Raw genomic sequence first — 23,405 nt, 5'->3', positions numbered from 1 at the left:
CCTTTTGCATTTCTGACTGTTGCGGCTTAACTGCCAACCGACACAACTCCCTGTCGCGAATTCGGCCTTGTCAGAACGGCCAAAATCAATTCAAGCGGTCCGCGTGATGCAAAGCGGAACCAAAACTTGGCAAAAACGATCCAGCCCAGATACATCACGACTGAAATCCACAAACAATCAGCCAGACGAACCTGATTGTGCATACCGGCACCGTAACCAAGGAACACCAATCCCATGGCCAAAGACATCCCCAAATAGATTGTCAGCGACATGCGACCGGCCGGGGCAATGAATGCAACCAAACTGCGACAAGCCGTTGCACGAAAAGCCAAAAGACCATATGCGACAAGAATAATGGACAATGGCACCGCAAACAGCGGACGCATAACCAATGTCATCATAAAGAATCGTTCTGGCTCAAATACTGCGGGCAGCGATGCAAGCGCCCCATAAAAAAGGCTTCCAGCGATACCCGGAAAGGCGGCAAACGCCGCAATAGTGCGTAATTTGCCAACAAGAGCATCAAAGCCGTTTTCATCACAAAACCGCGCGGCAGCAAGGCCCGAGACCATGGCAGCCGCAACAAGCAGATAGTTGCTCCAAAGACAATAAAGCTGGAAACCGGCCCAACTCTCAAGACGTACCGCCATTACATCGGCGAAACTGCCTGTGGCCAGAACCACCGAAACCGGTATTTCCGGCGCGACATAAGGCGACGCGTTCACTGTCAGGTTCACCCCGAAAAGGGCATTTCCAAGCACAGCCATCGCCCACAGAGCAACACCACAAACCAAAAGCCCGCGAACAGACATATGCCGAACACTCAACAAAAGCAGCCCGATCACCGCATAGGGCAGCAAAATGTCTGCTTCGAAAAGGAATACCAGGTTCACAACGCCGAACATTGCCAGCACACAAAGCCGCCGAACATAAAAACCGACCCCATATCGTTTGAACTGCTGTAACGCAGCAAACCCGAACAGGGCCGAGAAAATCAGGATGAATTTACTTTCAAACACCCCCTGGATCACGCTCGCGGCAAGCACATTCAACCAAAGCGGGTCCCCGTCCTGCCATGCCCCACCAGCAAAACCGAACGTAATCGCAAAGAAGGGCAAATTGACCACAAGTATCCCGAACAGGGCGAACGCGCGAAGGGCGTCAATTGATGACTCGCGTTGCTGAAGCATCTTACGTCTTTCCTCTTGATTGGAACTCTTATTGGAAAGACGTTTGGAAACTGATTTAGTTCAGATGACAAGAAAGGCTTCTGCACCGCTTATCCACGCTGAACAAAAAATCCCATTACCCCGATTTTCGACAAACTAGTTAAGCCATTGAATTGAAGGTCGATAGAATTAAAGCAGGTTGAATATGTAAGAGCGAGAAACTGAATTTGGTTTGAAATCGGTATCCCGATCAAGGGTATTTTCCTTGCATTTTCGCCGGGTGGCCTGCCGGAAATGAGCCTGGTTGCCCTCGCGCTGAATATCAAAGTTTCCTTCGTCGCCTTGTGCCATATCAGTCGCATTGCGATGTTCGTCTTGGGCGCAAATGCACTATCACGATTTAACCAGTAACAGCGCAGGCAGCACCCAAGGGAGGCATGGTTATTGAGCCTCCCCGTCGCATTCAATAAGCAACCCGGTAAAGCTGAAGAATATCATCTTTGGACAAATCAACCGGATTCCAGTCCAATAGGCGTCGGATACCATGCGCCTCTTCGGCCATACGGGGCAGGTCATCCTCCGGCACACCGTGACTACCGATTGCCATATTGATCTCCAGCGACGCACAATAATCACAAACTGCGTCACGCAATGCGTCAACGCTGCCATATCCGGTAACACCAAGGGCGGCTGCAATCTTTTGGGTTTTCTCTGGAACCGCAGGTGCATTCACCGCAAGCACATGCGGGAACATCAAGGCATTTGCCAAACCATGGGGCAGTTTGTGACGCGTTCCCAACGGATAAGCAACGGCATGGCCTGCCGTCGTATTGACCGGGCCAAGACAGACGCCACCATAAAATGACGCCAGCGCCATACCAGAACGCGCTTCGATATCCGAACCATCCGCAACCGCACGGGCAAGATATTTACCAACAAGTTCGATACCCTGCAGGGCATAACCATCAATCAGTGGATGCGCACGTTTCGACGTAAAGGCCTCCACGCAATGCGCAAGCGCATCAACACCGGTTGCTGCCGTAACCGCAGCCGGAACAGAAACCGTCAAAAGCGGATCAATAATCGCAAGATCGGCAAGCATATGGATGCTTTCGGTTGCAACCTTGTTCAAACTGGCCGGGTCCGTAACAAGTGCACGCGTACCCACCTCCGACCCGGTCCCTGCCGTGGTAGGAATCTGGACAAGCCCCACCTTACGCACAGGCGCACGTCCGGGGCCGGAAATATCGGACAATTTCAGCTCCCGCCCGACCAAAACAGAAACCAGCTTTGCCAGATCCATGGCTGATCCACCACCAAACCCGATGACCAGATCGCAATCCCCGGCCGCCTTGATCGCGGCATCCAGATTATGCTCATCCGGCTCCGGCTCGACATCGCCAAATACCGATATCCGCCCCAGTCCGAGCATATCGAGACGCGCTGCATTGAACCTGTCTGCAACAACAAACGGCTTTTTAAAGCCCGATGCTTCGACCCAGCCCGCCAACACCGACACGGCACCTTCACCAAACTGAAGAATGGAGGGACGTTGTATTTCGATCTGACGCGAGAGGTTAAGCATCTTCGAATCCTTTGAATTGAACAAAACTTGTTAAGTAAAATTTCCTCAATCCGCTACAGCACTAGAAAACCGCAATTTTCAGCCATTCCAGGCAATATCCCAACGGAACGAGATGCCCACCTTAAAAGCGATTTGAAAAATTTGTCAATTTGTAATGTTAAAGAAAATTCATTGATCGAGATAAATCCACCAACCTGAAACATCGACATAAACATTTGGAGAAATATCCTTAAATTATTGATATATATAATTTTATAAAAAGTTATCACTCAAAACGCACCTACGTCCTTTCCCCTTGGTCGGCACCTTGTGGAAAAAAGAATCCGTGAAAAACAACAAAACAAGTTGACATATTTTCAGAGCAACATAACCTTGGCTCCAACAAGAAGCAGAAAATGCCACGCCTGATTGTCACGCCCACATAGGGAGGAAAGCGTGAACACAATTCGCGAATCACGCAGCAGCATCTATATCGGCAGCGGTCTGCTTGCTTTTTGTGGTTTTGCTGCATGGCGCACCGCCATGGTCAAGGCACAAGCCACCAACACCGTGGCCGGACCAACATTTCTGCCCTGGTTGATGATCGGTCTGATTGCCGCCCTATCTGTTGCAATGATTATTCGATCGCTGAACAGCAGCAAGGAAGAGCGCCTTATTCACATGCCCGGCCGTAAACTGCTTGTGCGGATGGGAATGTTTACAATTTTGCTTGTTGGTTATGCCGCCGCATTCATGCCGCTCGGGTATTTGCCATCTACCCTGATCACCTTCTGTATCGGCCTGTATCTGGTTGGCGAAAAACGCCCCGTTGTTCTGATCGCCTTTCCCCTTATCACCACCGGCGCAATCTATCTCGGCTTCACGCACCTGCTAAAGGTCTGGTTGCCCTGAACAAAAAACAAAATTTCTATCACGGAGGAAGACATGAAAACGAAATTGGCACTCGCCGCAGCATTGATAACAGCGACGTTCTCGACACAGGCGCTCGCCTTCCCGGATCGTCCGATCCAGGTGATTGTTCCCTATTCCGCAGGTGGCGGCACAGACCTGTCCTTGCGCGTACTTGCCGAAAGCTTTGAGCGTAACGTTGACGGCGCGACCATGGTTGTTCGCAACCAGCCAGGTGGCGGCGGCTCCATCGGAACGTCTGGTGCAGTTGAAGCGCGCCCCGACGGCTACACGCTCGGCGCAGGGGCACAGGGACCTCTTGCAATTCTGCCGCATCTTGGCGGCACCACCTACCAGATCGATAACGTTGAATTCATTGGCCTGTTCGGCCGCAACCTCCAGGTGATGGTTGCCTGCAAAGATGCACCGTTCGATAACTTTGACGACTTCCTTGAATATGCCAAAACCAAGGCCCCGCAGATCGGCAATTCCGGCGCAGGTGGCGCAAACCACGTCTCTGCTGAAGCCTTCGCCAAAGCAGCCAACATCAAAATTGAATCTGTTCCGTTTGGTGGCTCGTCCGAGGCCCGTACCGCATGCGTTGGCGGCCACATTGATGCAATGGTTGCCTCCCCGGCAGAAGCCCTTGCCCAGGTCGAGGCCGGCAACGTTTCACCACTCTTTGTGATGGAGCCGGAACGCATTGACCTTTTCCCGGACACCCCGACCGCCGTTGAAAAAGGCATCGACTTCACCTGGTCGTCCTGGAAAGGGCTGATTGGCCCGAAAGGCATTCCTGCAGAGGACCTTAAATTCCTGCGTGATGCACTGAAAACGACGGTCGAAGACGAAGAGTTCAAAGCCAAAATGGCCGAGATGGGCGAGTTCGTCATCTACGAAAATGCCGAACAATATGAAGCCCGTGCCCGTTCCGACAGCAAGGTGGCAGAAGCCGTCCTGCGTGAACTTGGCATGTATGGGATGAATAACTGATCAAGCCTGCGAACTCCGGGCTTCAGATTTTCTGAAGCCCGTCCCTTTTCGGTTCGAACGAGTAGCCTGTATGGATGTTCTTTCTTCTCTTTCCCAACTGTTTGAACTCAGCACCCTTTGGACAATTGCCCTTGGGACGTTGGGGGGACTTATTATCGGCGCACTGCCCGGCCTGACGGCAACCATGGGTGTCGCCCTGCTTATCCCTATGACTTTTGGCATGGCGCCTGTTGTTGGCCTCAATATGTTGATTGGCATCTATATTGGCGGGATCTATGGCGGGTGCGTGTCGTCCATTCTTTTGCGCACCCCCGGCACCCCGGCATCTGCGGCAACCGTTCTTGACGGCTATCCGATGGCACAGCGTGGCGAGGCCGGCAAAGCGCTGGGCATGGCAACAATTGCATCGACTGTTGGTGGATTGTTTGCGGCCGTCATCCTTGCCACCCTTGCCCCGCAACTGGCGTCCATCGCCCTTAAATTTGGTGCTGCCGAATATTTTGCTCTGGCCCTGTTCGGACTGACTATTATTGCCTCCCTTTCGGGCGATTTGCTGAAAGGTGCGATTTCCGGACTTCTTGGCATTCTGATTTCCTGCGTTGGCGCGGATCCGATTACCGGCGTTTTGCGCTATACTTTCGGTGTTTCCGGCTTTGCATCGGGATTTGCATTCACGCCTGCACTGATCGGGCTTTTTGCACTCTCGGAAGTTTTCACCCAAATGGAACGCTTGGGAAGTTCGGAAGCACCAGTGCGCAATGTCACCGGAAGGTGGCCGTCACGTTCTGAAATGCGCCAAAGCAAAAACGCTCTGGTTCGCGGCTCGATTATCGGCACCATTATCGGGATTATTCCCGGCACCGGTTCGGGCACAGCTTCATGGATTTCCTATAACGAAGCCCGCCGCTCTTCGCCACATCCGGAAAAATTCGGAACCGGTTACGCACCAGGCATTGCTGCGACGGAAAGTGCGAACAATGCGGTTTGTGCCGCCGCACTGATCCCGTTGCTAGCACTCGGCATCCCCGGTGACGTTGTAACAGCGGTTCTGATGGGTGGCCTGATGATTCAGGGACTGGCCCCCGGACCAATGCTGTTCCAAACAAACCCGGATGTCATCATCGGCATTTTCGGCGGCACCTTTATCGCAACGATCTTCATGTTCATCTTCGGGATGGCGCTTATTCCGCTGTTTTCCCGGATATTGCTGATCCCGCGACAATTGCTTGCCATGACCATCGTCGTTTTCTGCTTCATCGGTTCCTTTGCCATCAACCTGAACCCCGTTGATCTATACACCATGGTCGGGTTTGGCGTGCTGGGCTGGGGCATGAATAAGTTCGGCTTCAGTCAGGCAGCTCTTTGCATCGCCTTGATCCTTGGGCCGATGATGGAAGCCAATCTTCGCCGAGGCCTTTTGCAATCGGGTGACAACCTGATCGAATTTGCCTCAGGCCCGATCACGCTGCTTTTCCTCGGACTTACCGTTCTTTCCCTTCTCTGGCCGCTCATCACGCGCATGCAGCAGAACCGCCGCCAGTCCAAAGCCTCTGACTAACAGGAAGTAACATGACCAAATCGGCATATGTCGCCCTTGTCACCTGCTTTAATGATGACGAGACCATCAATTACCAGGCAACGCGCAATCAGGTGAAACGTCAGGTCGCAGCCGGCAACAACATCATGTGCGCAGGCACCAACGGTGATTTCACTGCACTTACATTCGAAGAAAAAGTACGCCTGACAGAGGAAGTGGTGGACGAAGTTGGCGGCAAGGCCAAGGTCATCGTCAATGCCAGAATGCCTGCAACCTTTGAAACGATCAAACTTGCAAAAGAATTTGATCGCATCGGTGTCGACGGCATCGCAGTCATCACACCATTCTTCATCGCCTGCACCCAGGATGGATTAATTCGCCACTTCACCGCTGTCGCTGACAGTGTGAATACACCGACCTATCTTTATGACATTCCGCCACGAACCCAGAACCATATTGAGCCTGCAACAGCCGAAACACTTGCCGCACATGGCAATATTGCTGGGATCAAGGATTCCGGCGGCACGGATGCAAGCCTGAATGCCTATCTTGGGATCGCACGTTCCAGATCGGACTTCGATGTCTATTCCGGTCCGGACCATCTGGTTCTCTGGTCGCTTCAAAACGGTGCGGCGGGTGCGATTTCCGGCCTTGGTAACGTTCTTCCCGACATTCTTGCCGGTATCATCGACGGCTTTAATTCCGGCGACACCGCCAAAGCCGAACAGAACCAAGAAATCTTTGGTAATTTCCGCAAAGACCTTTACGGCCTGGGCTACCCGCCCGCCTTGGTAAAGCGCGCCTTGTACCTGATGGATGAAACGGTTGGCGCATCACGTCAGCCCGCCCTGCTTCCGGATACCGAACAGGACAAGAAAATCCTCGAAATCCTTAAAAAGTACGGGCGGATTTGATCATGACTGTTATTTTGACGACATCCCCCGGTTTCGGGAAACACAATGACGTAGCCAGTAAACTGTCCGAACTTGGTTGGGAATTGATCCGCTGTGTCGATACAACCAAAGCCGACGGCGGCGTTAGCGAACATATCGAACGCGCGGATTACATTGTAGTTGGTCTTGTTCCGGTAACGGCCAAAACCTTGAAACAAGGCAAGAACCTCAAGGCTGTTCTCAAACACGGCGTCGGGGTTGATAATATCGATATTCCCGCCTGTTCGAAGGCCGGACTTCCGGTTTTGAATACTCCGGGCGCGAATGCCGATGCCGTGGCAGAGCTCGCCATCGGCATGATGTTTGCGCTGGCTCGCAACATCATCGTCGGACACAATTCTGTGGTTTCCGGTGGATGGAACCGAACTGTTGGTACACAGATCGGCGGCAAGACGCTTGGTATTGTCGGACTGGGTAATATAGGCAAGGCCCTTGCGCTTAAGGCCCGCTCTCTTGGCATGAATGTCATCGCCCAGGATGCTTATCCTGACACAGCCTTTGCCAATGCCAACGGCATTGAATTTGTCGATATTGATAGCCTTCTGGCCCGTTCTGATTATGTATCACTGCACATCTTTGGCGGCGCGGAGAACACTGCATTCATGGATGCTGCCAAACTCGCCAGGATGAAACCGCACGCCTGCCTGCTTAATCTTGCACGTGGCGAGGTTGTTGATCTTGATGCACTGGCCGACGCACTTGCCAATAATCGACTGGGCGGTGCGGGGATTGATGCCTATGTCGTCGAACCGCCAGAAATCAGCCATCCGATCTTTGCCCATCCACGTGTCGTTTTCACCCCGCATACCGGGGCCGATACCAGCGAGGCCTTGGCAAATGTCGGCCTGATGAATATCGCTGATATTGAAGGCCTGATGCGCGGCGAACATCCCAAACGGGTTTTAAATCCGCAAGTATTCGGGGGATAGCATGACTGAACGTTTTGACGTTGCCGAGCTGACACGCTTCACAACAGACCTGTTTACCAAAGCCGGTCTGGACGAAGACAAGGCCGCCGCTGTGTCCAGATACCTGATCGAAGCCGACCTGATGGGACATACCACCCATGGGTTGGCACTGGCATCCTGGTATTTGCAATCGGTACGCGACGGCGTGATGAAAACCACCGGCAGTTTTGAAGTTGTGTCGGACCGCGGTGCGGCCCAGTGCTGGAATGGTCACAGACTTCCCGGTGCCTGGCTTACCAGCGAAGCTGTTAGGTCCGCAATCAAGCGGGCGCGCGAATTTGGTACGGCGACCATTGCCATTGCCAACAGTCACCATATCGGTGCACTTGCTGCCTATCTAACGCTTGCGACCGATCAGTCGATGCTGGTTTCGATCGCGTCATCTTCACCGTCCGGCGCACAGGTTGCACCGTTTGGCGGACTTGACGGCGTTTTCACGCCCAACCCCGTGGCTTGGGGTATTCCAACAAATGACCAACCTGTTCTGATTGATATCTCGGCATCAATTACGACGGTGAATATGGGCAAGCGCCTTCAACGAGAAGGCCGGAAATATGATCATGACTGGCTGATGGATCGTGAAGGCAACCTAACAAGCGATCCTGCTTTGCTTGATGGCGGTGCTACATTGCTGCCAACCGGTGGCCTGGATCATGGCCAAAAAGGCTACGGCATGGCTCTGTCCGTCGAAGCTTTGACTCAGGGGCTTGCCGGATATGGTCGTGCCGACGCTCCAAAAGGCACAAATGCCGCGGTAACCGTCAGCGTCTATGACCCGGATGCCTTTGGCGGTGTTGATAACTTTATCGGCCAAAGCAGTTGGCTTCGTGATGCCTGCCTGAACAACCGCCCCCGTGATCCCGGCAATCCGGTGCGTTTGCCCGGACAAGCAGCCCTTCAACGCAAAGAGCAGGCCATCAGGGAAGGTGTTCGGCTATATCCCGGCATCGCTTCCAGTCTGAATGCCGAAGCAGACTATTATGGCATCGCGCCGGTTCTTGCGCACAGATCATAAATGCAAACGGGTACGCGGCCGAAGGCAGGAGAGCAATATAATTCCCCAAAATGCCCGATGGGATCATCGTTGGTGATCGATCCCATCGGATGTTGGCATCAGGCAACCAAGCCCGCGCTCGCCGCCCTCATAGATCGGAAAAGACAACGCCATTCCGAGATCAACGACATCAATATGCTTAACCATGCAATCGGCGCCCAGGCTCTTGATATAGCAATCCACTTGGCTGGTGACAGGACCGATGATGTCCTGATTTCAGCATAACATGCTTGATTGACGGTTTGCTCGACAAATTTGGCATCGCCTGTCTGACACTGCGGCAGGGCAAGCTGGCTACCACCAATCAGCCTGCGTATCCAGCGCCACAAACCTGGCGTCAAAACCGGGCTTATGTCTTCACATCTTCAAGCTCAACAAACTTCCCCCAAACAAGCGATCACGCGAATGCTCAATATGCTTATACATAAGCGTTCGAGCCTCATCGGGTTTGCCATCCCGAATGGCCGCGTAAATCGCTGAATGTTCTTCAAACACTTCTTCGAGGCGCTTCAGCCCATCGGACATCAATGACTGCCCATGAAGCTTCATGCCCACATTGATATGTTCACGAAGTGCGCGCATTGATGCTTCATAATAATGGTTGTTGGCAGCGCGCGTGATCGACAGATGAAATGCAAAGTCGGCATCTTCACGATGTTGATGCGATCCCGTTGCGACCTTGAGCAAATCAAGAGCATGCTCAACTTCCTTTAACGCCTCCGCATTGTGCCGTGTAGCTGCAAGTGCGGCTGCTTCCGGCTCAATCGTCATGCGAAACTCGTAGCAACGTTGAATGTCCGCAAGAGTTTCGACCTTGGCAAAGCCCAGAGGCGCCTGCGTGGCAGCACGGACATAACTTCCCGCCCCCTGGCGCGAATAAATCAAACCCTCTTCACGCAGCTTCTCAAGCGCAGTGCGCAGGACAGGTCGGGAAACATCAAGCTCGGTCGCAAGGGTCGTTTCCGGTGGGAGCTTGCTATTTGGTTCATACTCACCATTCGTAATCCGGCTGTAAAGTGAATGATAAACCCTGTCCGCCAATGACATACGCGGTTTCTTTGTTTGCTCTTTCACGTCGGAGCTTCCCGTTTTTTCTTTCATCATAAGCAACTTACGTAAATTCAGCTGTCAATCAAGCAACGATAAAAAATGGCGCAGCGCGTCCTCTCTGCCAAATCCGGCAGACTTGGTAAAAACTTTTATCGCGCGCCCCTGTTGCGAGGATTGCTGCTGGCGGAAGGGACTGACCCTGATCCCAAATCTCTTTGGTTGACGGCGCGTCACGCCATTGCCTCCTCAAACACACCCAAGGAGGCAACGCCCCTTGCTGTCAAACCACGCCCTGCCCAGCAAACTGTACTGCCGAATGCGCCGGATAAATCACCGGCATTGATTGTAACGGACAAACTTGGAATGCTCCAAAATTACCAATATCGATTAATATGTAAACTTGTACATAATTGGTAAAATTGCGCAAGCGCGGTTTCTGCAGCACCTTCACTTAATCTAATCAGCGGCGACATCGGCAGAACTTACACTGCCATTCACAGCTCCCAACGGATCGAGTCACAAAAGACACGATCGAGATCGCATGTAGAGACTTCTGAGAATTGGCCTGACTACTCGTCACAATGGCTTCAAACGGGAAACAAGCGGCAATGGAGCAGTGAATACGCGCTGTAATCACTGCTCCATAGTAGGCCCGGAGGGACTTGAACCCCCAACCAGACCGTTATGAGCGGTCGGCTCTAACCAATTGAGCTACGGGCCCCCAAGACAAGATGTGTCAGGGTAAAGAAAAGACCGCACCGGATTACCGGTGCGGTCCCGAAAACTAGCGATTTTCCGGCCAAGGTCAAGCCCGAACGTCGCCTGTAATCCTATTAATAATCGAGGAACGACCGCAGCTTGCGCGAGCGCGACGGATGTTTGAGCTTGCGCAGTGCTTTTGCCTCGATCTGACGGATACGTTCACGGGTAACGGAGAACTGCTGACCAACTTCCTCAAGGGTGTGGTCGGTATTCATGCCGATCCCGAAACGCATACGCAGAACACGTTCTTCACGCGGGGTGAGCGATGCCAGAACACGTGTGGTGGTTTCACGCAGGTTGGCCTGGATCGCTGCATCAAGCGGCTGAACGGCGTTCTTGTCTTCGATGAAATCGCCAAGATGGCTGTCTTCCTCGTCCCCGATCGGGGTTTCGAGCGAGATCGGCTCCTTGGCGATTTTCAGAACCTTGCGAACCTTTTCAAGCGGCATCTGAAGCTTTTCAGCCAGCTCTTCCGGGGTCGGCTCACGACCGATTTCATGCAGCATCTGGCGCGAGGTACGTACCAGCTTGTTGATGGTTTCGATCATGTGCACCGGAATACGGATCGTACGGGCCTGGTCCGCGATCGAGCGGGTAATGGCCTGACGGATCCACCAAGTCGCATAGGTCGAGAATTTGTAACCGCGACGATATTCGAATTTGTCCACCGCCTTCATCAGGCCGATATTGCCTTCCTGAATAAGGTCAAGGAACTGAAGACCGCGGTTGGTATATTTCTTGGCGATCGAAATCACGAGACGCAGGTTGGCCTCGATCATTTCCTTTTTCGCACGGCCAGCTTCGCGTTCACCCTTGTTTACAACACCGTAAACACGGCGGAACTCGGAAATCGGAAGTCCGACCTCGGCCGAAACACCACCGATATCTTCGCGCAGCTTGGCGATTTCTTCGGGATAGCGTTCGATAAAGGTTTTCCAGCCCTTGCCCGGCAGACCGGCAACACGTTCCATCCAGTTCGGGTCAAGTTCATTGCCCTGATACTGTTTGACGAAGTCCGGACGCTTGATCTTGCAGCGATCGGCAAAGCGCAGAAGCTTGCCCTCAAGACCCAGAAGACGGTTGTTAAGCCCGGTCAGATGGTCAAGAAGCTCTTCGATACGGAAATTGTTCAGGTGAACATCTTCCATCAGCTCGACCATCTCGTTCTTGAGCTTGGTATAGCGCTTCTCGGTCGCCGCCGGAACGGTTTCACCCTTGTTCAGCGCCACCAGACGCTGCTCCTGCGCCTTGTGCAGCTTCTCATAGGTCTTGGCGATCAGTTCGAATTTCTCGAGAACCTGCTCGGTCAGTTCCTCTTCCATCTTGGAAAGCGAAACATTGACCTGCTCGTTCTCGTCTTCGTCCTCATCATCGCCTTCGCCGCCTTCTTCACCTTCGGAGTCTTCGGACTCATCGTCCTCTTCCTCTTCGGCTTCCTCGCCACCGATCGCATCGGGGGTTTCGGTTTCGGCGTCTTCGTCCTCATCATCATTGGCAGAGTCAAAGCTTTCGACATCTGCCTCTGCATCAACGTCTTCGTCCTCGCCTTCCTCGGCACCGATTTCGGCATCCGGGCCACCGCCATAGGTGGTCTCAAGGTCAATGACATCACGGAGCAAAAGCTCACCAGCCTGAAGCTGATCATGCCAGTTCACGATCGCACGAATGGTCAGCGGGGATTCGCAAATCCCGCCAATCATCATGTCACGGCCGGCCTCGATACGCTTGGCAATGGCGATTTCGCCTTCACGCGACAGCAGTTCGACACTGCCCATCTCGCGCAGATACATACGTACCGGGTCATCGGTACGCCCAACATCATCGGCAGAAATATTGCCGCTCGGATCGTTGTCGGAATCGTCGTTGTCGTCATCATTGTCATCGGCCTCATCACCATCGATGACATTGATGCCCATCTCGTTGAGATTGCTCATCACGTCTTCGATCTGCTCAGAGGAGAAATGTTCTGACGGCAGTGCCGCGTTCAACTCATCGACAGAGATGTGGCCTTTCTCCTTGCCCTTGGCAATGAGCTTTTTGATGGCCGCTTTATATGTATCGAGAAGAGGTCCGTCTGCGTTTTCAGAAGAGTTCTTTTTCTCTTCAGCGTTCGAAGTCTTAGACGACATCTATTCCCCGTTTCCCGCTGGGTACGTTCGTACCGTTGTTGTCCCACGCACTGTCTTTTCAGCGCAAATCACAAATAGCCCGATCGCTGATCCTGAATGCAAGGCACCCAAAGATCAGTCGTCGAGCTTAAACACTTTTTCCCGGCGACGGGCGAGATCCTCACGCCTGTGAGAAAACCTCTCCCATTCTTCCTGACTGATATCTGCTGCCAACTGTCGGACGGCGTATTTTGCCTCTTCGTCCTCCAGGGAGCTTACAGCCATGGAAAAAACCTGTTTCCAACCCGTTCTGGCCCGTTCCAGCGGCGTTTCGGGCTTGGCGAAAGCAGCGTGCGCGATTACATCCGCACTAACCACCCGCAAAACTGTCTCTGACAGCCCGTCGCGCTCCAAATGAGCCCGGATTGAATCGGAATCAAGTCCAGGATCGTCATCAAGCAGCTTTAAGACGGCCCGACGAAGATTGTCAAGCGCGGAGTCTGCACAACTATAGATTCCAAGCTGTTCACCGATCTCATCATGCAGGGCAGGATGATTGATCAGCGTCAGCAAAAGAATGGAGTCCTGTAGATCGCGCTTCTTCTGCATTGGCGGTCGCGACATGCCCGGTACGGCTTTTCCGGCCGGACCCCAGAAATGGTCATTTTTTCCGCGTTTGCCACCCCGTGCCGGTTTTTTATTTTGATAACCGCCGCCAGATGCCCCGCGACCGGCCGCGTTGCCGCCGCGGTCGCCCTTGAACAATTTCCAGATGCGATCATTGAACATCGACTTGTACTGGCTGCGTACTGCCTCGTCGGCAATCACCGAAATCCGCTGATTGATATCGGCCTCAAGGGCCGCCCGCCGTTCCGGGGTATCGATCTTGTGCGCCCCTACATCCATGCGCCAGACCAGCTCGGCCAGTGGCACGGCCTGTTCTATGATCTTTTTGAAATTCTCAAACCCGCCCGGTGCGCCCATCAGACTGTCGGGGTCTTCGCCCTCGGGCAGAATGGAAAACAGCAATGACTTGCCCGGCCGCAGGATCGGAAGTGCCCGTTCCGCCGCACGCACAGCGGCACGTTTGCCCGCCGCATCCCCGTCCAGACAGAGGATCGGCTCGTTGGTCATTTTCCAAAGTTCGCCAATCTGTTCTTCGGTAACCGCGGTACCAAGCGGCGCCACCGCCCCGCGGAACCCGGCCCGGTGCAGGGCAATAACATCCATATAGCCCTCGGTCACAATGATCGGTGCATCGTGACGGGCGGCTTCGCGCGCCTGGGGCAGGCCATAAAGAAGGCGCCCCTTGTGAAACAGCGGTGTATCCGGACTGTTAAGGTATTTCGGCTTGGCATCGCCCATCACGCGGCCGCCAAACGCCACCACCCGCCCGCGCCGGTCAAGGATCGGGAACATCACCCGCCCGCGGAACCGGTCATAGCTTTGCCGGCCGTTATCTTCGGGTTCGATCAGAAGCCCGGCCTCGATCATCAACTTTTCGTCGATATCTTCGCGTTTGAGTGCCGCCTTCAGCGCGCCGCGATTGTCGGGCGCAAATCCCAGGCGGAATTCGGCGATGGTTTTGTCATCAAGGCCGCGACGATGAAAATAATCCAGCCCTTCCTTGCCTTCGGGCATGCGCAACATGCGTTCAAAAAACACACAAGCCGCTTCCATCACCTCGTAAAGGGTTTTGGCCTTCTGTTCGCGTTCCTGGGCTTCGCGTGACGGTTTGGGGACATCCATGCCGACCTGATTGGCCAGCACCTCGACCGCCTCGACAAAGGTCAGCCCGCGGGTATTCATCACAAAACTGATGACGTCCCCGTGCGCCCCGCAGCCAAAGCAGTGATAGAAGCCCTTTTGCTCATTGACCGTAAAGGACGGGGATTTTTCGGAATGGAATGGGCACAGCCCGGAATATTCCCGGCCGCGTTTGATCAGCTTCACCGATGAACCGACAATATCTGCCAGTCCGACCCGTGCCCGCAGGTCGTCCAGAAACGACTGGGGAAAGCTCATGATGTCCCGATCCCGTGATGATGCTGTTGCGCACATGCGCAACCCTGTTGTTGGTCCTTGTCCCGGCGCGGCATTATGAATTCGTCTGTGCGAAGTGCCGGCTCTGGGACGACGAAAGCCGGACGATTTTACACGCCCGGCTTTCTAAATAAAGATAGGTCTTCCGGGACTAGCCCAAAAGTTTTTTGGCAACACCACCGGCTTTGCCGAAATCCATGGTGCCGCTGTATTTTTCGCGAAGGGCCGCCATCGTGCGCCCCATATCCTTAAGACAGGTCGCACCGATTTCGCTTACCGTACCGCGCACAGCTTCTTCGATTTCCTCATCGGAAAGCTGTGCGGGCAGGAATTTCTCGATCACCGCGATTTCTGCGGCTTCCTGTTCGGCAAGCTCGGGACGGTTGCCCTTGGTATACATCTCGATGCTTTCGCGACGCTGTTTCACCATCGCCTGAAGCAGATTGATGATTTCGTCATCCGAAATGCCATCGGTGTTGCCTTCGCCCCGTGCGGCGATATCGCGTTCTTTCAGTGCTGCCAGAATAAGGCGCACGGTGGTAACGGAGCAGGCATCCTTGGCAAGGACAGCCTTTTTCAAAGCGTCATTAAGCTGCGATCGCAGCATGGCTCATCTCTGATTCTGTGGAAGAAAGGAGCGAACATACCGCATTACAGCATAAGACGCAAAGAAAACCTTCCCCCGCAAACCGTTGATTTTCCTTGGGAAATAAAAGTTTCGATGCGTCCTTGACATGGGTCCGCGACTCCCGTAGACATCCGCCAATTTGCCTACCGGGATCACGATTTGCCCCGCTTCCAGCATGGTCCGCTGTCGCATCAACGGTGCACAGTTCAACATGCTGGGAACGACTTGGCACGTCCGCATGTCCGGTATGCAGGCAAATTGCAGTCGTTTTTATCGGCTTGCCCGCATTTATTATATATAAAAAGACTCCGTGTCTCACCGTGGAAAGATCGAAAGGACATTTGCCAATGTCAGCGCCCACGCACACCCCGCCTCCTGGTGCTTCTGCCGTACTGGTTCTCGCAGATGGTTCAGTTTTTTGGGGACGCGGCGTCGGGGCCCGAGGAGAGGTCGTCGGTGAAGTCTGCTTCAACACCTCCATTACGGGCTACCAGGAAATCATGACCGACCCGTCCTATGCCGGTCAGATGATCACCTTTACCTTCCCGCATATCGGTAACGTCGGCACCAATGACGAAGATATCGAAAATGCCAAACCGGTCGCCCTTGGCTGCATCCTGCGCCAGGACATTACCGAACCTTCCAACTACCGTGCGCGCAAACATTTCAATGACTGGCTTGCCGAGCATGGCCGCATCGGGATCGCCGGTGTAGACACCCGCCGCCTGACCAAACGCATCCGTACCGAAGGCGCACCGAACGGTGTGATCTGCCATAACCCTGACGGCGTCTTTGACATCCCCGCCCTGATCGCCAAGGCCAATGAATGGCCGGGTCTTGAAGGCATGGACCTTGCCAAGGACAACAGCTGCACCACCGGTTACGACTGGGATGAAGCCCTGTGGTCGCGCGAAGGCGGCTACGGCAAACTTGGCAATGCAAAACACCATGTGGTTGCCATTGATTATGGCGTGAAACGCAACATCCTGCGCAACCTCGCAAGCCTCGACTGCAAGGTCTCGGTCGTCCCTGCCACCACCACGGCCGAGGAAGTCCTGGCGATGAACCCGGATGGCATCTTCCTGTCAAATGGTCCCGGTGACCCTGCGGCAACCGGCGAATATGCCGTTCCGACCATCAAGAAACTGATCGATAGCGGCAAGCCGGTCTTTGGCATTTGCCTTGGTCATCAGATGATGGCGCTGGCGCTTGGTGCTAAGACCAAGAAAATGGATGTCGGCCATCGCGGTGCAAACCACCCGGTCAAGGATACCACCACCGGTGTCGTCGAGATCACCTCGCAGAACCACGGCTTTGTCGTCGACAAGGACAGCCTGCCCGACAATGTCGAGGCAACGCACTTCTCGCTGTTTGACGGCTCCCTTGCCGGGCTGCGCGCCAAAGACAAACCGGCCTTTGCGGTTCAGTACCACCCGGAAGCTTCGCCGGGGCCGCATGACAGCCACTACCTGTTCAAACGTTTCGTTGGTCTGATCGAAGAAGCAAAATTCTGATCACCCGATCAGGACACGCTCCGAAGATACGCGATTAACGGACTTAAACGAGGCGGTGCAGCACGCGCGCCCGCCCTGCGAAAAGCGGAAAACGACATGCCGAAACGTACAGATATCAAATCAATCCTCATCATCGGTGCTGGCCCGATTGTCATTGGTCAGGCTTGCGAATTCGACTATTCCGGCGCCCAGGCCTGTAAGGCGCTCAAGGAAGAGGGTTACCGCGTCATTCTGGTCAACTCGAACCCGGCGACCATCATGACCGACCCGAACCTGGCCGATGCCACCTATATCGAGCCGATCAAACCGGCAATGGTCGCCAAGATCATCGAAAAGGAACGCCCGGACGCGCTTCTGCCGACCATGGGTGGACAGACCGCGCTGAACACGGCACTGGCCCTGTTCAATGACGGCACCCTTGAAAAATACGGCGTGGAAATGATCGGTGCGAAAAAGCACGTCATCGAAAAGGCCGAAGACCGCCAGCTGTTCCGTGACGCCATGGACAAGATCGGTCTGGAAAGTGCGCGTTCTGCGATGGTCAGCACCTTCGAAGATGCGGTCAAGGCACTTGAAATCACCGGTCTGCCGGCAATCATCCGTCCGAGCTTCACCCTTGGCGGCGAAGGCGGCGGCATTGCCTATAACCGTGAAGAATTCGAACAGATCGTGCGCAACGGTCTGGCAATCTCCCCGACTCATACGGTCCTGATCGAAGAATCCATTCTCGGCTGGAAAGAATATGAAATGGAAGTCGTCCGCGACAGCGCGGATAACTGCATCATCATCTGTTCGATTGAAAACGTCGATCCGATGGGCATCCATACCGGGGATTCGATCACGGTTGCCCCGGCCCTGACCCTGACCGACAAAGAATACCAGATCATGCGCGACGCATCGCTTGCCGTCCTCCGCGAGATCGGTGTTGATACCGGTGGTTCCAACGTTCAGTTCGCGGTCAACCCGGACGACGGTCGTCTGATCGTTATTGAAATGAACCCGCGCGTCTCGCGCTCATCTGCCCTGGCATCCAAGGCAACCGGCTTCCCGATTGCCAAAATCGCGGCCAAGCTTGCAGTTGGTTACACCCTTGATGAACTTGATAACGACATTACCGGTGTGACCCCGGCTTCGTTCGAGCCGACCATCGACTATGTCGTCACCAAGATCCCGCGCTTCACCTTTGAAAAGTTCCCGGGCGCCAAACCGCTTCTGGGTACAGCCATGAAGTCGGTCGGTGAAGCCATGTCGATTGGCGGAAGCTTTGCCGAAAGCCTTCAGAAAGGCCTGCGGTCGATGGAAACCGGCCTTACGGGCCTGAACGAAGTCAAAATCGAAGGCGCCCCGGACAAGGCCGCAATCCGCGCCCAGCTGACCCAGCCGATCCCGTTCCGTATTCTTTACGCGGCCCAGGCCTTCCGTCATGGCATGACGCTCGAAGAAATCCAGTCGGCTACCAAGTTTGACCGCTGGTATCTCAAACAGCTTGAAATGCTGGTCGCCGAAGAAGAAAAAGTCCGCGCCAACGGCATTCCGACCGACAAGCAGGAATTGCTGCGCCTTAAAAAGCTCGGCTTCTCTGATGCCCGTCTGGCCGAACTGGCCGGCAAGGACGAAGACACCGTGCGCGCCGACCGTCAGGCCCTTGGCCTGCGTCCGGTTTACAAACGCATCGATACCTGTGCTGCCGAATTCCCGTCGCGCACCTCGTATATGTATTCCATGTATGAAGGCGACGGTTTCTTCGAGCCGGAAAACGAAGCCGAAGTCACCGACCGCAAGAAAGTCATCATTCTTGGTGGTGGTCCGAACCGTATCGGTCAGGGCATCGAGTTTGACTATTGCTGTGTGCACGCGGCCTATGCGCTGCGCGAAGCCGGCATCGAAGCCATCATGGTCAACTGCAACCCGGAAACGGTTTCAACCGACTATGACACCTCCGATCGCCTGTATTTCGAACCGCTGACCGCCGAAGACGTGATCGAGCTTTGCCAGCTTGAACAGTCCAAGGGCGAGCTGATGGGCGTGATTGTTCAGTATGGTGGCCAAACCCCGCTGAAACTTTCCGCTGCCCTTGAAAAGGCCGGCATTCCGATCCTTGGTACCAGCCCGGACAGCATCGACCTTGCCGAAGACCGCGACCGGTTCCAGGCGCTGATCAACAAGCTCGGCCTCAAACAGCCTGCCAACGGCATTGCCCGTTCGGTTGACGAAGCCGTCAAGATTGCCGAAAGCATCGGTTACCCGATCGTGATCCGCCCGTCTTACGTGCTTGGCGGTCGTGCGATGGAAATCGTTCACACCACCGAAGACCTGCTGCGCTACATGCACGAAGCCGTTCAGGTTTCCGGCAAAAGCCCGGTTCTGATCGACAGCTTCCTTCAGGATGCGATCGAAATCGATGCCGATGCGGTTTCCGATGGTGAAAACGTCTTTGTCGCGGGCATCATGCAGCATATCGAAGAAGCCGGTATTCATTCCGGTGACTCTGCCTGCTCGCTGCCGCCCTACTCTCTTGACGAGGCCATGATTGAACGCCTCAAGGCACAGACAGTCCAGCTAGCCAAGGCACTCAACGTTGTTGGTCTGATGAACGTTCAGTTCGCGATCAAGGATGACACGATCTATCTGATCGAGGTTAACCCGCGCGCATCGCGTACCGTTCCGTTCGTTGCCAAGGCAACCGGCAACCCGATTGCAAAAATCGGCGCACGTATCATGGCGGGCGAAAAACTGGGCGACTTTGACATTGATCACGGTCCGTTCAAACATATCGCCGTCAAGGAAGCAGTCCTTCCGTTCAACCGCTTCCCGGGTGTCGACACCCTGCTTGGCCCGGAAATGCGTTCAACCGGCGAAGTCATGGGCCTTGATACCGATTTCGGTCGCGCCTTTGCCAAGGCACAGATGGCCGCAGGCCACACTCTGCCGCAAGGTGGCAAGGTCTTCATCTCGGTCAAAAATCATGACAAACCGGCTGCTGTTCAACTCGCACGCGACGCAATTGCCCTTGGCTTTAGCGTGGTTGCGACGCACGGCACCGCAGAAGCTCTTGAAAAAGAAGGGCTGGACGTCACCCCGGTCAATAAGGTACAGGAAGGACGTCCCCATATCGTGGACATGATGAAGAACGGCGATATCAACCTGGTATTCAATACCACGGAAAGCAAACAGGCCGTGGTCGACAGTTTCTCGATCCGTCGTACTGCCCTTACCGATGATATTCCGTACTACACCACTGTCGCCGGTGCCCGCGCAACATTGCGCGCCATCGACAACCTGAAACGCGGCGCACTTGCAGTTCGTCCGGTTCAGGAATATCTTGGGGACAAGTACTAAGGTTCCTTACCGAACCTGACGGAAGAATTCAGACCGCCCGGCGGTAAAATGCCGGGCGGTTGATTTTGTAGTATCGACCGCTAATAAGAATAGGCTGTGAGCGCGATGGAAAAAGTACCAATGACCCCGCAAGGGCATCAGCGCCTCGAAGAAGAACTGAAGCATCGCAAGTCCGTCGAACGTCTTGAAATCATCAAGGCCATCGCGGAAGCACGCGAACATGGTGATCTTTCGGAAAACGCCGAATACCATGCCGCACGCGAACGCCAAAGTTTCTGCGAAGGTCGTATTGCCGAGCTCGAAGATGTCCTGAGCCGTTCCGAAGTGATCGACGTGCCGTCTCTGGCCGGCAACGTTGTGAAGTTCGGCGCCAAGGTTGATCTTGTCGACGAAGATACCGACGAGGAAACCACCTATCAGGTTGTCGGCCCGATCGAGGCTGACATCAATGCTGGCCGCATTTCAACCACCTCGCCGATTGGGCGTGCGTTGATCGGCAAGTCTGTCGGTGATTCCGTCGAAGTAACCGTTCCGGGCGGCACCAAAAGCTATGAAATTCTGAAGGTCGATTTCTCGTAAATCGGGAAATGTCCCAGTGATCAAAACGGTCCGATGATTATCGGGCCGTTTTTTTATGCCCGCGTGCCAGATATCCCCGCTCCAGCTCCAGCCCCCGTCACAGCAAACAAAAAAGCCGGGCGCGTATGCCCGGCTTTCTGCTGTCTGCCATTTTGGCAACGGATCTGCTGGCTTTAACCGCTTTTGGCCAACCGTTCGAGAACGGCCTCCACATTGCGATTAAGATCGGTTGCCTCCGATCCCAGATGATCGGCACTGCCCAGAAGTTCGGTTGCCATCTCGCCGGTTTCGGCCGAAATCTGTGACAATTGATGGATCAGGTCCGACAGATCGCGGGTTGCCTCAACCGTGCTGCCCAGACTGTGCGCGATCTCGCGGGTTGCACTTTGCTGCTGTTCCATGGTGGCCGAAATGGTTGCCGCCACTTCGACCATATCGCCGATGGTTTCGGAAACCCCGTTTACCGCCGACACCGAATCTCCGGTCGCGGCCTGGATTTCGGAAATCTGCTGGGCGATCTCGTCCGTTGCCCGCGCGGTCTGGTTGGCCAGGTTTTTGACTTCGTTGGCAACAACGGCAAAGCCCTTGCCGGCTTCTCCGGCACGGGCGGCCTCGATCGTCGCGTTGAGCGCCAGAAGGTTGGTCTGGGATGCGATATCGGTAATCAGATTGACGACTTCGCCAATCTTTTCGGCCGCATTTGACAACCATTCGATCCGGTCGCTGGCGGTTTTTGACCGCTCCACCGCATTGTCGGTAATCTCGCGGGCGCGTCCGATCTGGCGGGCGATTTCTTCGGCCGATGCGTTGATTTCATCGACTGCCGATGCCGCTGATTCAACGTTCTGCGACGTTTCTTCAGACGCATGCACCGCCCCTTTGGATGCTTCCTTTGCAACCCGTGCACGGTCATTCATATGCTGTGCACGTTTCTGCAACTGAACAGATTCATCATCAACCGCCCCGGCCGATTTGCCGATCATCGCACTGATCTGGTCGGCCAGTTCACGTTTGAACTGTTCGCGTTCGACCTGGCGCTGTTTGCGCAATTGTTCATTCTGCGCCAACAGATCTTCGGCCGCGGTCGCAGCTTTGACCGCTTCGTTGCGTGCGGTTTCGGCATTGGCAAGCGTGGTATAAAGGCTTTTGCACGACCAGATCAGAACGCCTGCTTCTACAATCACAACCACCGCATGCAAAACCACACGCCAGAACTGGCCGCCTTCGGGGAACACCCAGTAAGGCACTGCAAAATTCAGGATCAGGTGATGCAGCGCGATCACGCCGGTCACAACGACAATTGTTTTCCAGCATACCAGTGCGCCAAGAACCGCAAGGGCAGCAAAGAAATACATATGCACGTCAATCTGCCAGTGATGCCCGCGAAACGCATAAACCAGCACACCAACCTGCAAAATCATCGCCGAGGCCACAACAAACCGCGTGACCTGTGCCTGCGTTCCCGCCAGGCGATAAATCACAAAGGCAACAGCGGCAAAAACTGCACTGGCAATCAATGGCGACCATGCATCACTGCTGGCGACATATCCGGCAATCCCGCTAAGCGGGATGTGCAGGGCCAGGATCACGAACAGTGTCTTTATCGCGTTGGCCCGAATTTCTAGTAACTTTTCCATGGACTTACACCCAGACGTCAAAAGGCGTTATTGGTATCGCCGGACTCAAAACATGCTGAAGCAATCAGCGGAGACAGGGTAAACATCGCGCCGAAATCTTCGGCCTGCGGGACGGCACCATCGTCGCGAACAACGACTGCCATATGGCCAAAGCCGCCAAACCGCACAACGCGCCCGCCAGACGCACCGACTTGCGCAAGAATGTCATCTTCAGACAGCGAAAGTGGAAACACCATACCGACACCGGTCATGTCATCGGCTGGGCGATAGGACAAAAGCACCAGCAACACCACACCGCACAGGGCAAATAAACCTGCTGGCACGATCCCCGACCATCCCTGATCGATGACCGGTTCATTTTCGCGGGCTTGATGCTGTGATCTGAACGCTTCCAATGACTAACCTTTGATATAAAACTTATCCCATTGGTATAGGTACTTGGTATGTATGCCTAAACCACATCCTTTACAAGGATTTTCATCCCTACGTTTAGTAAGGTTATTCGTCTGCACGTGTATTTGACCGTATTGCTCGATCACGTTTTTCCATCATGATATCAGTCCGCTACCCACACCCTGCCCGCGACATCGCCGCACGA

Annotated in this window: 20 protein-coding genes and 1 tRNA gene; 12 read left to right on the top strand and 9 right to left on the bottom strand. The window is 54.4% G+C overall.

Going from position 1 to position 23,405, the window contains the following annotated elements; genetic code table 11:
- Positions 1–26: 26 nt before the first annotated feature.
- Entirely contained in the window at positions 27–1,190 is a 1,164-nt protein-coding gene (locus SIB88_RS06120; protein ID WP_412557620.1) for a DUF418 domain-containing protein, read from the bottom strand.
- 204 nt (positions 1,191–1,394) lie between these two features.
- Between SIB88_RS06120 and SIB88_RS06115 the strand changes: the two genes are divergently transcribed.
- Complete coding sequence (locus SIB88_RS06115; RefSeq protein ID WP_412559401.1) at positions 1,395–1,580, top strand: AbrB family transcriptional regulator; 186 nt, start codon at positions 1,395–1,397, stop codon at positions 1,578–1,580.
- Positions 1,581–1,632: 52 nt separating this feature from the next.
- Here SIB88_RS06115 and SIB88_RS06110 read toward each other — a convergent pair whose 3' ends face one another.
- Positions 1,633–2,754 carry an iron-containing alcohol dehydrogenase gene (locus tag SIB88_RS06110; protein WP_412557619.1) on the bottom strand — a complete coding sequence of 374 codons (1,122 nt, stop codon included), beginning with the start codon at positions 2,752–2,754 and terminating at the stop codon, positions 1,633–1,635.
- A gap of 435 nt (positions 2,755–3,189) precedes the next feature.
- Here SIB88_RS06110 and SIB88_RS06105 point away from each other — a divergent pair, with 435 nt between their 5' ends.
- The 7 genes from SIB88_RS06105 (at position 3,190) to SIB88_RS06075 (ending at position 9,372) form a co-directional block, all read left to right on the top strand.
- Positions 3,190–3,645, top strand: coding sequence for a tripartite tricarboxylate transporter TctB family protein (locus SIB88_RS06105; protein ID WP_412557618.1), 456 nt, complete (start codon positions 3,190–3,192; stop codon positions 3,643–3,645).
- 33 nt (positions 3,646–3,678) lie between these two features.
- On the top strand, positions 3,679–4,635 hold the full coding sequence (locus SIB88_RS06100) for a Bug family tripartite tricarboxylate transporter substrate binding protein (RefSeq protein WP_068518807.1): 957 nt from the start codon (positions 3,679–3,681) through the stop codon (positions 4,633–4,635).
- 70 nt (positions 4,636–4,705) lie between these two features.
- Complete coding sequence (locus tag SIB88_RS06095; RefSeq protein WP_412557617.1) at positions 4,706–6,193, top strand: tripartite tricarboxylate transporter permease; 1,488 nt, start codon at positions 4,706–4,708, stop codon at positions 6,191–6,193.
- An 11-nt stretch (positions 6,194–6,204) separates the two neighbouring features.
- Positions 6,205–7,086 carry a dihydrodipicolinate synthase family protein gene (locus SIB88_RS06090; protein WP_412557616.1) on the top strand — a complete coding sequence of 294 codons (882 nt, stop codon included), beginning with the start codon at positions 6,205–6,207 and terminating at the stop codon, positions 7,084–7,086.
- Between the two features lie 2 nt (positions 7,087–7,088).
- Complete coding sequence (locus tag SIB88_RS06085) at positions 7,089–8,054, top strand: phosphoglycerate dehydrogenase (protein WP_412557615.1); 966 nt, start codon at positions 7,089–7,091, stop codon at positions 8,052–8,054.
- A 1-nt stretch (position 8,055) separates the two neighbouring features.
- On the top strand, positions 8,056–9,108 hold the full coding sequence (locus SIB88_RS06080; protein ID WP_412557614.1) for an Ldh family oxidoreductase: 1,053 nt from the start codon (positions 8,056–8,058) through the stop codon (positions 9,106–9,108).
- A gap of 72 nt (positions 9,109–9,180) precedes the next feature.
- Positions 9,181–9,372, top strand: a complete 192-nt coding sequence (locus tag SIB88_RS06075; RefSeq protein WP_228196278.1) for a hypothetical protein — start codon at positions 9,181–9,183, stop codon at positions 9,370–9,372.
- Positions 9,373–9,504: 132 nt separating this feature from the next.
- Here the strand turns inward: SIB88_RS06075 and SIB88_RS06070 are convergent, their stop codons facing one another.
- Entirely contained in the window at positions 9,505–10,221 is a 717-nt protein-coding gene (locus SIB88_RS06070; protein ID WP_231856726.1) for a FadR/GntR family transcriptional regulator, read from the bottom strand.
- Between the two features lie 75 nt (positions 10,222–10,296).
- Here SIB88_RS06070 and SIB88_RS06065 point away from each other — a divergent pair, with 75 nt between their 5' ends.
- Positions 10,297–10,614, top strand: a complete 318-nt coding sequence (locus tag SIB88_RS06065; RefSeq protein WP_412557613.1) for a hypothetical protein — start codon at positions 10,297–10,299, stop codon at positions 10,612–10,614.
- A 230-nt stretch (positions 10,615–10,844) separates the two neighbouring features.
- Here the strand turns inward: SIB88_RS06065 and SIB88_RS06060 are convergent.
- From SIB88_RS06060 to SIB88_RS06045, 4 genes are all read right to left on the bottom strand, one after another.
- Positions 10,845–10,918 (bottom strand) — tRNA-Ile (locus tag SIB88_RS06060).
- Positions 10,919–11,030: 112 nt separating this feature from the next.
- On the bottom strand, positions 11,031–13,088 hold the full coding sequence (rpoD, locus tag SIB88_RS06055; RefSeq protein ID WP_068518835.1) for an RNA polymerase sigma factor RpoD: 2,058 nt from the start codon (positions 13,086–13,088) through the stop codon (positions 11,031–11,033).
- A gap of 114 nt (positions 13,089–13,202) precedes the next feature.
- Complete coding sequence (gene dnaG, locus SIB88_RS06050) at positions 13,203–15,092, bottom strand: DNA primase (protein ID WP_412557612.1); 1,890 nt, start codon at positions 15,090–15,092, stop codon at positions 13,203–13,205.
- A 169-nt stretch (positions 15,093–15,261) separates the two neighbouring features.
- Entirely contained in the window at positions 15,262–15,717 is a 456-nt protein-coding gene (locus SIB88_RS06045) for a GatB/YqeY domain-containing protein (protein WP_068518837.1), read from the bottom strand.
- Positions 15,718–16,085: 368 nt separating this feature from the next.
- On the opposite strand from SIB88_RS06045, the gene carA reads away from it, so the two are divergent.
- The 3 genes from carA (at position 16,086) to greA (ending at position 21,170) form a co-directional block, all read left to right on the top strand.
- Positions 16,086–17,252, top strand: a complete 1,167-nt coding sequence (gene carA, locus SIB88_RS06040) for a glutamine-hydrolyzing carbamoyl-phosphate synthase small subunit (RefSeq protein ID WP_412557611.1) — start codon at positions 16,086–16,088, stop codon at positions 17,250–17,252.
- Positions 17,253–17,348: 96 nt separating this feature from the next.
- Positions 17,349–20,591, top strand: a complete 3,243-nt coding sequence (gene carB, locus SIB88_RS06035) for a carbamoyl-phosphate synthase large subunit (protein ID WP_068518839.1) — start codon at positions 17,349–17,351, stop codon at positions 20,589–20,591.
- A 105-nt stretch (positions 20,592–20,696) separates the two neighbouring features.
- On the top strand, positions 20,697–21,170 hold the full coding sequence (gene greA / locus SIB88_RS06030; protein WP_068518840.1) for a transcription elongation factor GreA: 474 nt from the start codon (positions 20,697–20,699) through the stop codon (positions 21,168–21,170).
- Between the two features lie 173 nt (positions 21,171–21,343).
- Here the strand turns inward: greA and SIB88_RS06025 are convergent, their stop codons facing one another.
- Complete coding sequence (locus tag SIB88_RS06025) at positions 21,344–22,807, bottom strand: methyl-accepting chemotaxis protein (RefSeq protein ID WP_068518841.1); 1,464 nt, start codon at positions 22,805–22,807, stop codon at positions 21,344–21,346.
- Between the two features lie 17 nt (positions 22,808–22,824).
- Positions 22,825–23,130: a hypothetical protein gene (locus SIB88_RS06020; protein ID WP_212733750.1), complete on the bottom strand. Its 306-nt coding sequence runs from the start codon at positions 23,128–23,130 to the stop codon at positions 22,825–22,827.
- Positions 23,131–23,405: the final 275 nt, after the last annotated feature.

Origin of the sequence: Thalassospira sp. MIT121401 (assembly GCF_047125595.1) — a bacterium.
GTDB lineage: Bacteria > Pseudomonadota > Alphaproteobacteria > Rhodospirillales > Thalassospiraceae > Thalassospira > Thalassospira povalilytica.
Note: the sequence above shows the minus strand (reverse complement) of the source record. Positions and strands in the feature narration are given on the sequence as shown.

Coding starts and splice junctions, on each gene's coding strand:
- SIB88_RS06065 (WP_412557613.1), top strand. CDS start 10,297: ATGGCGCAGCGCGTCCTCTCTGCCAAATCCGGCAGACTTGGTAAAAAC.
- SIB88_RS06045 (WP_068518837.1), bottom strand. CDS start 15,717: ATGCTGCGATCGCAGCTTAATGACGCTTTGAAAAAGGCTGTCCTTGCC.
- carB (WP_068518839.1), top strand. CDS start 17,349: ATGCCGAAACGTACAGATATCAAATCAATCCTCATCATCGGTGCTGGC.
- SIB88_RS06100 (WP_068518807.1), top strand. CDS start 3,679: ATGAAAACGAAATTGGCACTCGCCGCAGCATTGATAACAGCGACGTTC.
- SIB88_RS06025 (WP_068518841.1), bottom strand. CDS start 22,807: ATGGAAAAGTTACTAGAAATTCGGGCCAACGCGATAAAGACACTGTTC.
- SIB88_RS06090 (WP_412557616.1), top strand. CDS start 6,205: ATGACCAAATCGGCATATGTCGCCCTTGTCACCTGCTTTAATGATGAC.
- dnaG (WP_412557612.1), bottom strand. CDS start 15,092: ATGAGCTTTCCCCAGTCGTTTCTGGACGACCTGCGGGCACGGGTCGGA.
- SIB88_RS06085 (WP_412557615.1), top strand. CDS start 7,089: ATGACTGTTATTTTGACGACATCCCCCGGTTTCGGGAAACACAATGAC.
- SIB88_RS06110 (WP_412557619.1), bottom strand. CDS start 2,754: ATGCTTAACCTCTCGCGTCAGATCGAAATACAACGTCCCTCCATTCTT.
- SIB88_RS06120 (WP_412557620.1), bottom strand. CDS start 1,190: ATGCTTCAGCAACGCGAGTCATCAATTGACGCCCTTCGCGCGTTCGCC.
- SIB88_RS06095 (WP_412557617.1), top strand. CDS start 4,706: ATGGATGTTCTTTCTTCTCTTTCCCAACTGTTTGAACTCAGCACCCTT.
- SIB88_RS06080 (WP_412557614.1), top strand. CDS start 8,056: ATGACTGAACGTTTTGACGTTGCCGAGCTGACACGCTTCACAACAGAC.
- rpoD (WP_068518835.1), bottom strand. CDS start 13,088: ATGTCGTCTAAGACTTCGAACGCTGAAGAGAAAAAGAACTCTTCTGAA.
- carA (WP_412557611.1), top strand. CDS start 16,086: ATGTCAGCGCCCACGCACACCCCGCCTCCTGGTGCTTCTGCCGTACTG.
- greA (WP_068518840.1), top strand. CDS start 20,697: ATGGAAAAAGTACCAATGACCCCGCAAGGGCATCAGCGCCTCGAAGAA.